General features: G+C 47.8%; 9 protein-coding genes. 7 read left to right on the top strand and 2 right to left on the bottom strand.

What is annotated here, in order from left to right:
* The first annotated feature begins 282 nt into the window (after positions 1–282).
* Positions 283–1,494: an anion transporter gene (locus tag QUB30_RS23125; RefSeq protein ID WP_333338043.1), complete on the top strand. Its 1,212-nt coding sequence runs from the start codon at positions 283–285 to the stop codon at positions 1,492–1,494.
* Positions 1,495–1,556: 62 nt separating this feature from the next.
* Here QUB30_RS23125 and QUB30_RS23120 read toward each other — a convergent pair whose 3' ends face one another.
* Positions 1,557–5,501 (bottom strand): alpha-mannosidase, encoded by a 3,945-nt coding sequence (locus tag QUB30_RS23120; RefSeq protein ID WP_333338040.1) that lies wholly within the window; start codon positions 5,499–5,501, stop codon positions 1,557–1,559.
* 182 nt (positions 5,502–5,683) lie between these two features.
* Here QUB30_RS23120 and QUB30_RS23115 point away from each other — a divergent pair, with 182 nt between their 5' ends.
* From QUB30_RS23115 to QUB30_RS23090, 6 genes are all read left to right on the top strand, one after another.
* Positions 5,684–7,645 carry a hypothetical protein gene (locus tag QUB30_RS23115; protein ID WP_333338038.1) on the top strand — a complete coding sequence of 654 codons (1,962 nt, stop codon included), beginning with the start codon at positions 5,684–5,686 and terminating at the stop codon, positions 7,643–7,645.
* Positions 7,646–7,723: 78 nt separating this feature from the next.
* Positions 7,724–7,840: a photosystem II reaction center protein I gene (locus QUB30_RS23110; protein WP_039887172.1), complete on the top strand. Its 117-nt coding sequence runs from the start codon at positions 7,724–7,726 to the stop codon at positions 7,838–7,840.
* 445 nt (positions 7,841–8,285) lie between these two features.
* Positions 8,286–10,814 carry a DUF3769 domain-containing protein gene (locus tag QUB30_RS23105; protein ID WP_333338035.1) on the top strand — a complete coding sequence of 843 codons (2,529 nt, stop codon included), beginning with the start codon at positions 8,286–8,288 and terminating at the stop codon, positions 10,812–10,814.
* A 249-nt stretch (positions 10,815–11,063) separates the two neighbouring features.
* Positions 11,064–12,347 carry an RNA-guided endonuclease IscB gene (iscB, locus tag QUB30_RS23100; RefSeq protein WP_333338033.1) on the top strand — a complete coding sequence of 428 codons (1,284 nt, stop codon included), beginning with the start codon at positions 11,064–11,066 and terminating at the stop codon, positions 12,345–12,347.
* The gene (locus tag QUB30_RS23095; RefSeq protein WP_333238475.1) at positions 12,331–12,585 is read left to right on the top strand and encodes a hypothetical protein; all 255 of its coding nucleotides are present in this window, start codon (positions 12,331–12,333) and stop codon (positions 12,583–12,585) included. Before iscB ends, QUB30_RS23095 begins: the two co-directional genes overlap by 17 nt.
* Positions 12,582–13,250, top strand: coding sequence for a hypothetical protein (locus QUB30_RS23090; RefSeq protein WP_333338030.1), 669 nt, complete (start codon positions 12,582–12,584; stop codon positions 13,248–13,250). Before QUB30_RS23095 ends, QUB30_RS23090 begins: the two co-directional genes overlap by 4 nt.
* Before the next feature lie 25 nt (positions 13,251–13,275).
* On the opposite strand, the gene QUB30_RS23085 is transcribed toward QUB30_RS23090, so the two are convergent.
* Positions 13,276–13,794: a phycobiliprotein lyase gene (locus QUB30_RS23085; protein ID WP_333338028.1), complete on the bottom strand. Its 519-nt coding sequence runs from the start codon at positions 13,792–13,794 to the stop codon at positions 13,276–13,278.
* Between the last annotated feature and the right edge of the window lie 630 nt (positions 13,795–14,424).

Raw genomic sequence — 14,424 nt, 5'->3', positions numbered from 1 at the left:
GACTGTAATAAATTTAACTTTCTGGAATTTAACTTTCTTGTGAAACTAAATTAAACCTGTTATTTTAAAAAAGTTACAAATTGTAACAAAGTTACAACTTGTCGAGCGCGCTGGTTTTCGCTTCCCAATGCAACCACTGTGTTTGTTTGTAGTTGTTAGACCGTCTGCAGGCGATATTTCGCGCTAATTGCAATGCCAGGAGGTTTAGCTGCAATTACCCGGTGTGTACTTTTAGCATCCCAGACAATGGAAAAAAGCGGCAATCAAGGGTTTTAAGTATATATGATAACACTCAAATACCTAGTATTGGGACTGACCTACTTGGGATTCGGCTTGGGATATTTGCCGGGGCTGCGGATGAACCGGGCGGCGGTTGCAATTGTCGGGTCAGGTTTTGCGGTGGCTTTGGGAATACTTAACCTCAAAACTGCTTGGGAGGCGATCGACCCAAATACGATCGTTTTTTTGCTGGGAATGATGGTCGTTAATTCGGCTTTGGGAGCATCGGGTTTTTTTCAACTCGCTTTGGAGTTTTTAACTCGCTTTACTCGTTCTCCTTTCGGCATTATGGTGGCAGTTACTTTTGGCAGCGGCATTCTATCGGCATTTTTTCTCAACGACACTACTGCTATTTTGCTGGCCCCTTTAACGCTGAGTCTGACTCGCTCTTTGTCTCTCAATCCTATCCCTTATCTTTTAGCTTTAGCCGGAGGAACTAATTTAGGTTCGGTGGCGACTGTGAGTGGCAACCCGCAAAATATTCTCGTCGGTTCTTTTTCGGGAATTAGTTATTTGGAATTTGCCCGGTCTCTGGCACCAGTAGCTTTAATTTGTTTGCTGGTTCAAGTAGCTTGGCTGTGGTTGCTTTATCCAGAAGTGCGTTCTTGCAAATCTTTGCCGGAGGTTACTCAAGTCAGGTATCGATTGTTCAAACCTTTACTAGCAAAAAGTTTGTGGGTGACAGCAGGACTTTTAGTAGCTTTTTTAGCGGGTGCACCTTTAGCAGAATCTGCCTGGATAGCTGCCAGTATATTGTTAATTACTAGGCGCGTCAAGTCCGATCGCATTTTGCAAGGCGTTGACTGGAATTTGCTCGTGATGTTTGCGGGATTGTTTGTGGTGACTAAAGCAACTCAACAACTGGGTTTGTTGGACAATTTAACTCATTTGACTGGTACACCACTGAGTTTGTTGGGAGTTACCGTAATTCTTTCTAACTTAATTTCTAACGTACCGGCGGTGTTAGTTCTGCAATCGGTGATTGTCAAAACAGATACGTCAGCTTGGCTGTTGTTGGCGGCGGGTTCTACTCTAGCGGGGAATTTAACTTTGTTGGGTTCTGTGGCTAATTTAATTGTAGCTGAAGTTGCAGGGAAATCAGGCGATCGGCTGACTTTTAAGGAGCATTTGCGGTTCGGGCTGCCGCTGACTTTAGTTACTTTGGGAATAGCTTATTTTTGGCTTGAATTCCTAGAGCGATCGACAGTACCCTAAATTTACCATTTAACCAGCCAATAATCCCCTCATCTCTTCCCTTCCCCTTCTTCCTTCGCGTCCTACCCTTCGGGAACGGCTTCGCCGAACGCGCCTTCGCGGTTCGTTACAACTCCAAAACTCGCGATTTTCCAAGGCTCTATCTTAAATCCTCGCCCTTCGGGCAGCTTTTCCGACAAATTAGCCGCTCGTTCTAACAAATCTACTGGCTCTACAATCTCTAATCCCAAATCACTATTGAATTTTAACACAGCCTCCTTTCCCTCGGATTCGCAACACCGCAAAATCCACACATTAGAATCGTCTTCCGATTGTTTGAAAGCCATCAAAACTAAATTGTCCGCCCACAAATCCAAGAACTTGCCAACTGCGGGTAAACTGTTGTTTCGATTTTCTCCCAACTCCGGCAACACCTTTACTAGCAGCGGCAAATTCAACTCGTACCCGCGCCGAACTGTGCCTGCATCCTGCCAATTTCCGCTATGCGGATACACTGCACAAGTAAATTCGGAAACTCCTACATCTGCTTGTGCATCCGGCCAAGTCGAGCCCCGAAGCAAAGTCAGCCGAATTTGATTTGGTTGAAGGTCGCAACCGTATTTGCAATCATTGAGCAAACTCACTCCAAAACCGTCATTGCTGATATCAGTCCAGCGCAAAATCGGCACTTCCCATTTGGCTTTTTCGGCGGGTGTTTGCGGCTTGGTTGTGCGTGCGATCGCACCGCCGGGAATTTCGCAAGTTGCAAAATCTGCTTCTACATTTAACCCAAAGGCTGCTTTTACTAAAACGTGCTTTTCTTGCCAATCTGCAACTGTCTTGATTTTCAGCAGCGGCGAACCTATTTCTACTATATAATGTTGGCAAAACTCCGATTTACCAATTTGTCGGACTACGCGCAAACTCTGCCGTATTTCTCCCTGTGCTATCCAGGAAATATCTTTCAGTATCGGCGCTGGTAGTGGATGTTTTTCATAATTTGGGTCAATGTTCCAAGCATCCCAATATTGGCCGCTGTCTTGAAATGCTTGCAGTTGATTGCCGCCTGCTGCATTCAGGACTTCTCGGTTATTTACTTTATCCCAAATACTGGATAAATTCCCAGTTTTGCCGTCTACTGTTGCCCGAATAAATTCATTTTCTACAACCATTTCTGCGGCTGCAAAATGCGTTTCTTGACTAACTGGGTTTTTTTGTGCTATACCGTATGTAAGTTTTGATAACTCTGTCTTTTTTTCAGTTTCTGGACTCGCGGACGCATTATCCACAGTTTGAGCGTCTTCGCGACACAGCCAAAATACCTGGTAGCCAACGGCGGGGAGATTATTTGCCCAGAATAATAGTTTAGATTGCGATTCGAGTCGATCGCCCTTGACAATCTGTGAAGCCAGTCGCCGTCGGGACAAGTCGTAAATTTGCCAAGCTGAATCAACAGAATCGGGAAGCGGTACGGCGACAACCTCAGAGCGCGACCAATTGAGAGTATTGAAAATCAAAATCGGTTGAGCGTCGGGCTGCGGAGGATTCGGCAGAGAAATTTGAGCCGAGATGGCATCCAAAGATTTTAGCAGGATGTCGCGACAAGTGCGATCGACCTCGGCAAAGGCTAGATTAGCATCGGCGTAGACTTGGGAGATCGCAGAACCGGGCAAAATATCGTGAAACTGGTTAAACAAAATTTGTTTCCAAGCAGATTCTAACTCGGATTTCGGATAAACCGCACCAGTACAAATCGTGGCCAGCGAAGACAGCAACTCCGCTTGGTAGAGCAATTCTTCGCAGCGACGGTTTTGGCGTTTTTGGTCGGCACGAGTCGTGTAGCAACCCCGGTGGAATTCTAAATAAAGTTCGTCTTTCCAAACGGGGAGAGTGGGCGAGTGGGCGAGTGGGCGAGTGGGGGAATTTTTTACTTCGGATTTCTCCTTGTCAATCTCAGTGGGAAAATCAAGGTATTCATGCTCTGATTTTGACATTTTGCCGGAAAAGTTACCGCCGAACCCCGACAAATTCTCTGCTGTTTTCCGAAGTTTTAAATTTTCCAAGCTTGGCGGCTGTTTCGTTTGAGTTTCCGGCAAATTTTCGACCAAGTTAGGAGATGCGACATCCGACAAAGTTTCGGCAATTTGAGGAAGTTTCAAATTTTCCCGACTTTGCGGCTGCGATACATTAGATTGAGACTCGACATCCGCAACTTCCGGCAAAAACTGACTCTCAATCAAAGACAAATAATCAACCGCTTTCCCAAACTCCAACCTTGGAAAAAAAGGCGACATTTTCCAGCGTTTCGCCACCTCCAACATATCACGAGTCGGGCCGCCGCCGTGGTCGCCAACCCCAGGCAACCAAAGAGCATCTTGCAAACCAGTTTTAGCTTCCCAATCAAAAGCATAACTTGCCATTTTCACCGATTCTATACTTTCCCCAATTGGAGCAGACATCATGCTAAATATTTTAGTACCGTCCAACCCTTCCCACCAAAACGCACCGTGGGGAAATTCCGTTGTATCATTCCACCGCAACTTTTGCGTCACAAAATAATCAACTCCACCTTGCCGCAAAATCTGAGGTAATTGCCACCCAAAACCGAAAGTATCCGGTAGCCAAGCTACCCGCATCAATTCCCCAAATTTTTCTTTTGCATAACGCTGTCCGTAAAAAACTTGCCGCAGCATTGATTCAGCGGAAATCAAGTTTAAATCCGGTTCTACCCACATCCCGCCGACAACTTCCCAACAACCCGCCCCCACCTGTTTTTTAATCGCAGCAAATAAGTCCGGCCGATGTTCTTCCATCCAAGCATAAAGGGCCGGAGTGGAATGGCAGAAAATCAAATCGGGAAACTCCGATTGCAATTTCAATACCGACTCAAAGGTTCGCTTTGCCGCTTCCCAAGTTTCCGGGACAGGCCACAGCCAAGCTAAGTCTAAATGAGCGTGACCGACCAAATAGATTTTACCTGTATATATAGAGGTCTGCTCGTCGCTTTCTCCTATATATATAGATGTCGGATTGCTATTTTCTCCTTGAGAAACCTCATCCCTTATTCTTCCCTCTGCGGCCTCTGCGGCCTCTGCGGTTCCCTCATCTAAATCCCCAGGAAAAGATGTCAGATCACCACTTTCTCCTATATATATAGATGTAGCGTTGCTATTTTGTCCAACCTCAAGAACCTCCTGTCTTGTTCCTCCCTCTGGGCCCTCTGTGGAACAGGCGTCCCGCCTGTGAATTTCTGCGGTTCCCTCATCTAAATCCCCACAAAAAGCCCGCAGATACCCCAGTAAATTGTGCCGCAAAACAGACAGCGAGCGATCGAACTTTTCGCGATCGCCCACGACCGACCAATCAATCAAACCAAGCGCCAAATCAATCTCAGATTTCAGCGTTTCCCCCTTGACAAACATGGGGCGATTTGCTATTATTTCATTGGAGAGGTATTGGAAATTTACATTTTCTAAATTTCGACTTAGCGAATTTTGCAAAATCTCTAATTCGGCAGCCACAAAACCCGGATCGAAACAAGAAGAGTCAGCAGCTTCGTACAAACAAATCGAGCGCACTAAAGCACCGTTATCGTGACCCGGACTTACCAACCGCAAAATAACTAAAAATTCATCTCCGGGATTGGCCGACGAACTCAACAAAACTCGATCGGCAAAATCAAATAAATCTCCCTGTCCGACTAACTCGCCGTTGACAAAAATTTGAGCATCTTCTGCCCACCAAGTCAAACCCAGCAGCAACCGCAAACCAACCACAGGATAGCCGTGCAAATTGTCAGGAATTACAAATTGCTGGCCCAAATACAAAACTTGCTTCCCAGACGGCCAAGCAATATGTCCTTTGGCGTTAAGTTCGGCAATCGGCTTGTTACAAATATTTACTGAAGAGACAGCAGAGTCAGAATCGCAGAACCTCCAACCAGACTGAACCTCCACTTGACTGAGGCGACGCAACTTTTCGACAGTGGCAGAAATATTGTTGCTAGCAGGCGACACAGAAGCGCTCATATTTCGCTAAAATAGGAATTGTGTATTAATCAAAGATCGGATTGAACCGCGAAGACGTGAAGGACGCGAAGAAATAAAGGTTTCAGAGGGTTTGAAGCTGCGATTACGATCTCGCTTTGATTTTACAGCAATATTCAGCAGTTCCGGCGCGAATCAAAAATCTGAATTCAATAATTAAACTTATGTCCAACGGTTACTACGGCCCATACCAAAGCCGGCTATTAAATTTTATATCGAAACAGTCCCGCCAAGTCGCTGACAATTGCGATCGAACTTGGCGTCAAATTAAAGAAGCAACTCTCACGGCTACCCAAATTCTGCTTTATCCAGCTTATTTGCTGGTGCAAAGTTCCCGACTGCTAGGCCGACAGTTGCGGGAATCAAGTCAAAAAGTAGATTTACCGGAATTGCAAGAATTTGGTGGCGACGACAACCCCGATTTGCCACAAAATTGGTATCAGGGGGAAACTTCCGACGAAAGTTCGATCGCGGAAATTTTACACCTCGCCGAAAATTTGCTAAACTCGTCGCAAACCGCGAAAACTTTAGCCAGCTTCCCGCTGTTAATTAATCAGGGAAATGCTGCTAGCGATTTACCTCCGGCAATCAATTTTAGCGGACAAATCACAAAGCATCAAACAACTTCCGTCTTAGAACACCCGCTGGCTAAAACTGAATTAAAACCGCAACCGAAAGTTGAGGGAATCGCCAGTTTTATCCCAGCCCGCACTTTAGTATTGGTCGGAAGAGAAAATCAGATATTAGATATTTTGACACCCGAACAGCAGGAACTGCTTGAAGGTCGCATAACTTGGGAAGTAGCAAACTGCGAGCCCGAACGGCGGGAAATTACCCAAAAAGAATTAAAATTTAATCTCGGTTTGGAGTCGGCCGCAAAAAAAGCGCAGTTGCCGCCGATGCGTCGTTTTTGGGAATTGATGGCATGGCTTCAGACGAGCCCGGTTGCTCTGAAAAGAAATCAGTTTGGAGAATCAATCCTCGCAGTTAAAAAATCGATCGACCGCAATGCCATCCTAGTCCAAAAAGCCCGCGCGCAGATCGAAGCAAAAACCGCACTGCAGTCAATTGCGGCATCGAATTCGATCGACCGCAATACCCCAAAACTAGAAACTAATTTTAACAGCAAGTTCGATCGACCCCCTAGTCCTCTCTCCTTTGTTACATTACTCGATCGCGCCGCCGTCAACCTGGAAGAATTTACCCTGCAGCCCTCGGCAAAAACAATCGCCGCACCCACAGAAAACCTCGGAGTAAAAATTGACACATCCGGCACCGAAACCAATTTAGATTTGTCCGCCCGCGACATCATCGAAAAATACGCTCGCAACATCGAACAAATGATTTGGTCGTCAGTAGACCACCTTTTGGGCAAAGAAACGGCAGCCAGCGATAATACGGAGAAATCAGTCGCAATTCAGTATTATTTGAAACAGCGACAAGAACAAGAAAACACACAAAATAGCCCAGAGGTCGATCGACCGTGGCTGAACTGGCAAGACTTATTCGGGGAAGCAGCACCGCAGCATTTAATCGACGACAGTTCCGAACCCCAGGCAACAGCACAAAGCCGCGCCAAAGTCAAGCATAAAATAGCAGAAGAAGGAGAATTGCCCGAAGCTCGATCGACCGCAGTCTCAATCTCCCCTTACCCCGAAGCACTTCACCGCCTGCTGGGGCAGCTAAAACAGAGCTTGCTGACAAAAAGCCCAAAAAGTCAACCCCAAACAGCATCTGATTTAGCAGTTACTCAAAAAAATAGCTCTGCACTCGCAGCAGAATCAACCCCAGGGCGCGCGCCGGAAACCCAAGTGCCAAAAAACACAAACCCGAACACCGCACAAAACCACCAATCCCCAGCAGCAATCACCGCGCAAACTAGCAGATACACCCCCGCAACCCGCGCTGCTGCTGAACCAAAAAATTCCAGCGCAGGCGTCCCACCCGATGGAGACTACTTAGAAACAAAAGCAGAATCGATGGGATACATTAAGCACCCGCTAGAACAAGTGCTCGAATGGATCGATCGAGTTATGCTGCGGCTAGAAAACATCGCCGAGCAACTATGGAATTGGGCAAAAATCAACTTGCCAAAAATCCTCAAAAGCAAAGATAAAATTGACTAATCTTTAGCTTATGATAAAAAAGTTGCTGCAACAGCAGCAAATCAGCTCAGTATTATGCCATCTTTGGAGACTCCCACAGTGCTAACCCTCAAAATCGTAGTTAATGTAGTTGTTTTATTTTTTGTTTCCCTGTTCATATTTGGATTTTTGTCCAATGACCCAGCCCGGAACCCCAACCGCAGAGACATGGAATAAACAAGTTATCCCGCCCGCTGGCTGGGGGGTACGCCACCGCAGCCCCCCAGCTAGCCCGCAAACCCGCAAAAATTAGTCGAACAAAACTTGACCGAAAGCATCCAGGATACAAGCCCCCGGATTCATCCGTCCAGAAATAAAAAACCTGTATCCGATGAAACTTGCCCCCCGAATTGATCCGTGGGGTCAATGCTTCAATTCTTTAATCTAAAATCTAAAATCTAAAATCGATTGACCTCGCACCAGCAGCGAGGTGATCTTGTGGCGAAAGCAAGTTCTCAAATCAGCCATCTTTCGGCGCGCCAAAGCCACTGCAAATTTTAGATGTCAGATTAATGTCTAAACAGTTGCCTTTTAGATGCAAAAATTTTCAATAATTTGCACCCTATAAAATCTAAAATCTAAAATCTAAAATCTAAAATCGGATGACTTACCTGTTGTAACTATGCCCTATCCGGTACCGCCGCCAGAACCCCCTGGCATCATCTACATCGCAAAGCCCAAAAAAGTCGCCCTCACTGTCGCGGCCGGCGATGGAGACACCCTCCGCAACCCCGCAGAAATACCGGAACCAAGCCCAGATATCGTTCAGCCAGAACCCACACCGGCCCCAGCAGAACCCGCAGCCACACTCCTCGGCACTACGCCAGCCACCGATCGGCCTCCAGAAATCGCCGACCCCCTAGCAGCAGTGGAAAGCGGCGAGGCAGTTCTGGGATTTCAGCGTCAGGCACCTGTGGGAGAACCCGAAACGGCGGAAACTCCGAAAGATTCCTCGTTTACTGCTTACCAATTGGGTTCGGTAGAAAATGCCATTGCGATTCGCAATCGGGAACGAACCGCAGAGGCGCAGAGAAAACAGGAGAGGAATGTTGTCGGAAAGCAGGAAAGTTGGTATCAGGCCCAAGGCCGGCAGTTAGAAGATAACTCTCCCCAACCTGCTGAAATTCCCGTTCCCGAACCCGCGCTAGAACCAGCACCCAGCGGGCAACAGCAGTTCGACATTCCCGCACCAGGCCCGGCCCCCGCACCCAGAACACCCGCTGCGCCGACACCGAAACCTAAACCAGCCGCGCCGGGAGTCCGCACCGCGCCTTCTGGGCGGACGGTTCCTTTTCCGGTGAGTCCGGCCGATACTATCGAAGTTAAGGCTGACAGCCAAGAATTCGACGACAAGCAGCAAATTGTCACGGCGGTTGGTAATGTCGTCGTGCGGTTCCGGCAAACTGTGATTGATGCCGATCGGGCGATCGTCAACTTAGTCACCCGCCAAGTGGTAGCATCCGGCAATGTCGCCTATACCCGCGGCCAACAAGTAGTGCGCGGCCAGCGGATGGAGTTCAATCTCGGCCTCAACAGCGGCGCAGTCGAACAAGCCAGCGGCGAAATATTCCTGCCCGCAGCAGGTAGCGAATTGACGCCCACACTGCCGACAGATATCAGTGCCGGGACGATTCTCGAACAGCCGCTGAGCGATCGAATTACCAGCCAGCAGCCCCTGCGCGGAGTCAAATCCCCCGGCGCTGCTACAGTGACTCTCGGCGGCGGCGGACAGCTAGCAGCCCCCCAAGTGGTCGGCGCGGTCAACCGCGTCCGCTTTGAAGCAGAACGCATCGAACTGCTGCCAGACGGCGCGAGGGTAGCAACCAACATTCGGCTTACTAACGATCCGTTTTCCCCGCCGGAATTTGAATACAGGGCCCGGACGGCGACGATTAGAAGGATTTCGCCCACTGCAGAGGAATTGGTCACAACTAAACCCCGCTTGGTGTTCGACAACCGGGTGAAAATACCCGTGTATCCCCGCAGGCAAGTGTTTGACAGCAGGCAGCAAAACGGCCCGTGTTTGACCTTTGGTTACGACGGGGGAGACAGAGGCGGTTTGTATGCCGAGTGCGGTTTTGAGGTCTTGCAAAACGGGCCGGTGCGGCTGACCCTGACGCCCCAAATTTACCTGCAGCGGCTCGTGGCAGAGAACGGCGGTAATCCGTTTTCTCCCGACAGCTACGGGCTGAAAGCGAGGTTGGGCGCTAGTCTGGGCCCGCGCACCAGGCTCGACGGATCGGCAATATTTCTGAGTTTTGAGAATTTCCCGAATTTGCCGGAAGACAGCTTTCGGGGAAATTTGCGCCTGCGGCAGTCGATCGGCACTCACACTCTGGCAGCAGAATACAGTTATCGCGATCGGCTGTTTAACGGTTCTCTGGGCTATCAAACCGTGCAAAGCAGTCTCGGGGCAGTCCTCACTTCCCCAGTCATCCAACTCGGAAGCACGGGCATCAATCTCAGCTACCAAGCCGGGTATCAATTTATCAATGCTGACACCGATCGAGCAGACTTGCTCGAACCAGTGCGGGAAAACAACCGCGTCGATTTGGGCCGTTCCCAAGTCAGCTTCGCCTTAAGCCGCGGCTTCAACCTGTGGGAGGGCGAACCGCTGCCTCGCACTCCCACCCAGGGTTTGAGGTATACGCGGACGCCGGTGGTTCCTTTCTTGCAACTGGCCTTGGGACTCCGGGGAGTTGGCACTTATTACAGCAGCGGCGACAGACAAAATTCCCTCGCCGGCAGTGTCGGCATTCAAGGGCAGTTCGGTCATTTCTCCCGCCCTTTCCTCGATTACACTGGGTTTAACGTGACTTATACCCAGGTGGGACGGGACGGTATATCGCCGTTTTTATTCGATCGCTTAGTAGATTTGAGAGTCCTGTCTTTTGGACTTGTCCAGCAAGTTTACGGAGGCTTTCGAGTTGGATTTCAAAGTGCTATTAATTTAGAAAGCGGGGAAACAATCAGTACGAATTACACTTTAGAATACAGCCGCCGCAGCTACGCAATTATTTTGCGTTTTAATCCTGAGCGTCAAGTCGGCAGCCTGACTTTTAGAATTAGCGACTTCAACTGGAATGGGACTCCCCAACCTTTTTCCGGGGACGCGCGAACTGTAGAAGGAGGCGTGCGTTTATCCGATTAATTCAAGTCAACAACTCACCGTCATACCCGAAGGGTATGACGGGAGCGCAGAAATTGCTCTAGTTGACCAGACTCAGGTTCTCGTAACCTACGTTACTTGACTCATGAAACCTACAAATGCGTGCCAGTTTGTAGCTCTTTCGTACAATTTTAAACAGGCGTAACGAGTTAAACCAGTGAGTTGTACCCATCAAGGTCAAATAACATTGTCGAGGCAAACTTTACCAACGCAAGTTGAGAGTCGTAAGTAATGCGAGTTTTCGTTCTAGACAAAAACCTCAATCCTCTTGACCCCTGTCATTCAGCAAGGGCAAGAGAGCTACTTCAAAAAGGGAGGGCTAAAGTATTTAAGCGCTATCCATTCACCATCGTCATGCAAGATAGAACTGTCGAGGAGTCTACAGTTCACCCGCACCGAATCAAAATCGACCCAGGCAGCCAAACAACGGGCATTGCTGTTGTTCAAGAAGAAAATGGGCGCGTCACCAATGCCTTAGAAATCTCCCACCGAGGGCAACAAATCAAAGACTCCCTTGAGTCTCGCTCTTCATTAAGAAGAGGTCGCCGCAACCGTAAAACCCGTTACCGCAAACCTCGATTCTTAAACAGATCCCGTAAGGCTGAGTGGCTACCCCCTTCTCTTGAGAGTCGAATCGCTAATATTGAAACTTGGGTTAGACGAATTAGAAAGATTTGCCCAGTTACCGCAATCTCTCAGGAGTTAGTTAGGTTCGATTTGCAACAACTTCAGAACCCTGAGATTAACGGAGTAGAGTACCAAAGAGGTGAGTTATTCGGGTTTGATGTCAAGGAATATTTGCTCGCCAAATGGGGAAGAAAATGTGCTTACTGTAGTGCAGAGAATCTCCCATTAGAAATAGAACATATTGTTGCTAAGTCAAAAGGAGGTAGCAATCGTGTCACTAACCTAACACTGGCTTGTCGAAAGTGTAACGAAACCAAGGGAAACTTACCTGTTGAGCAGTTCCTTAAGAAGAAACCTGACCTGCTGGGCAAGATTCTCAGGCAGACAAAAGCATCTCTTAAAGATGCGACGGCTGTTAACGCTACTCGGGGGAAATTGTACAGAAGACTTCAATCAACAGGCTTACCCGTAGAGGTAGGAACTGGCGGTCGCACAAAGTTTAACCGTAAGACCAGAGGGATTGAGAAACATCATTGGACAGATGCTGCTTGTGTAGGCGCGTCTACCCCAGAAAAGTTGTTGCTACAAGGCGTAAAACCTTTAAAAATCGTAGCTAAGGGACACGGAACTAGGCAGCGATGCCGCCCCGACAAGTACGGTTTTCCTGCACGTCACGCTCCCAAGGCTAAATTCTTTATGGGATTTGTCACTGGAGACATGGTTAAAGCTGATATCCTGTCGGGTAAATACGCAGGTAAGTACACAGGAAGAATCGCCATTAGATTTAGACCGAACTTCATGTTATTGCTGAGAGAACAACGATTTGATGTTCACCCCAAATACCTGAGAACCATTCAAAGGGCTGATGGCTATGAGTACCGAATCTAAAAAAAACAAGGATGCCCTAACGGGCAGTTTGTTGGTTGGTGGCAATTCCCCACCCGTTAACCTTCGGTACGGGCGACCCCTTGCCGCATTTCAGTTGGGAATTGGTCATTGGGAATTGGTCATTGGGAATTGGTCATTGGGAATTTGGAACCAACAGTCAACAGTCAACAGTCAACAGTCAACAGTCAACAGTCAACAGATAACAGTCAACAGTCAACAGTCAACAGACAACACATGACAGAAGTGACCGCAATATCTGCACAAGCAGCGGCTCTGCTGGTTCACTACGGTTTTGACCTAGGTGGCAAAAAAGCAGAGAAATTGGCGGGTGAATGGCTGACTAAGTATCCCGGCTATTGGCTGCGTTTAGCAGTGGTTGAAGCGCTTTATCAAGGGCGCTACAAGGCTGTTTCTGTCGGACAGCTATTAAGTATGTGGCACCGGATAGGCCAACCTCTCTATCATTTCAATCACGAGTTTGAACGCTTGGTATGCAACAATTTTCCTCAAAATTTAACCCTTGAAACTGATGCTCAACTGCCACATGAAGATATACTTTTATCGAACCAGGAATCGGAAATCGGTGCCGCAGAGTTAGATTTGCTTGGGCCGTCCGAGTCAGAAATCGATCTGGCGCCAGATGCAGAAGTCCCGACAACAGAGGCCCAGGAAACAGGAAAATTGCCCGCAGCCGATCGCACAAAAGAAAATACAGAATTTGTAGTATATGAAGATGTGGATGTTACCGCCCTCGCAGATCGAGCCGAAGCCGATCGCCAATTAGCGGACAAACCTGTGGCAAAATCCTTCCCAGTTGTCAAACACACTGATTTTCACACTAAGTTAAAAGCCATTGCCCGAGAAGGACGCAGAAAGAAGGGAGAAAGCAGAAATAAGGTGTAAACTTTGGCAACTAGATAGTTATTTGTCACTTTTCACTTTGCGGACTTACTCCCATCCGAATTTCCGAACAAAAAGATGCTTGTTCAGTACCGTTAGCTTGCTTGACAACGCTAGTCCGAAGCCGCAGGTTAGGCATGAGATACCACAACCTTTCTTCGGCATGGAGAGTGTCTGATTCTGTAATCAATGTCAGCACATCGTCGCTGCCCATCACGTAGCGGCCGTTACCCTTGTCTTGCAACACTTTGCCTTCGCTGGGATTGTCGGGATTGGGTACGATCGCTAATATTGTAGAACCGATTTGTTTAGCTTGGTTGCGATCGGGAATACCGTCCCAAGAAACCCGAAGACTGGTTAGCCCAGTTGAGGCTGGGTTAATCGAGTGTTGTTGGCAAAGTTTGACGACTGCTGCATCGCTAGCCGTCAGTATTTCTATTTTGAGGTCGGATTTACCCGCCTGCAATTCCCCAGAATTGAGATTGTGTACGGTGCGCTGGGAAAACCATTTGCCTGCACTTAACTCGAAAAACTCGATAACATCCATGAAATTTGTCTCTAAACTCAATACTGCTCTATTTTCGATCGCGACTTGCGCCCTATCGAGTCAGAAACCCGGTTTCTTCCTGCGTACCTAGCGGTCAAACCAATGATTTTTTCTATAAACCCGGTTTAAGAGTGCAAGTCGTATTCTATATTTTAAAGGAATGGGGCGCGCCTGAAAAACTTTCCGAGAGCTTTGGGCGAAGCAGATTGCAGGTGGGGTTGAGGTACGAAGCCCAACCAGCCGACATCTGTCTCGTTGATATAGCCCTATTGACTAGAAAATTAGAGCATCCGGCATCCTGTGCGTTAAAAAAAGCCTTCTACATCAAATAGGATTGCGACACATCAAAATTTTTAGCTTTGACAGTATCGATCGACAATCATCGCCCAAAGATCGGCTATGTTAAGAAAAACAACGATATATGTCAGCTTTTGTCGATCGGTAAATTTTGCGCTGTTGAGTTGAATTATATTGGCTGCAGTTTACTTGAATCGCACTCCTTAAAAATTATCAAAGCAGACTCAGACTAAAAAACGAACAATTCATCGAACCATCACCAAACCGAGGGCAGCACCCTAGTAGCAAATAGCATTGAAATATGTCATGCTAAGTCAAGAACTAAATCAAGAG

Source organism: Microcoleus sp. BROC3 (assembly GCF_036702515.1).
Lineage (GTDB): Bacteria > Cyanobacteriota > Cyanobacteriia > Cyanobacteriales > Microcoleaceae > Microcoleus.
The sequence above is the reverse complement of the archived record's forward strand: the minus strand, read 5'-3'. Positions and strand labels throughout refer to the sequence as shown.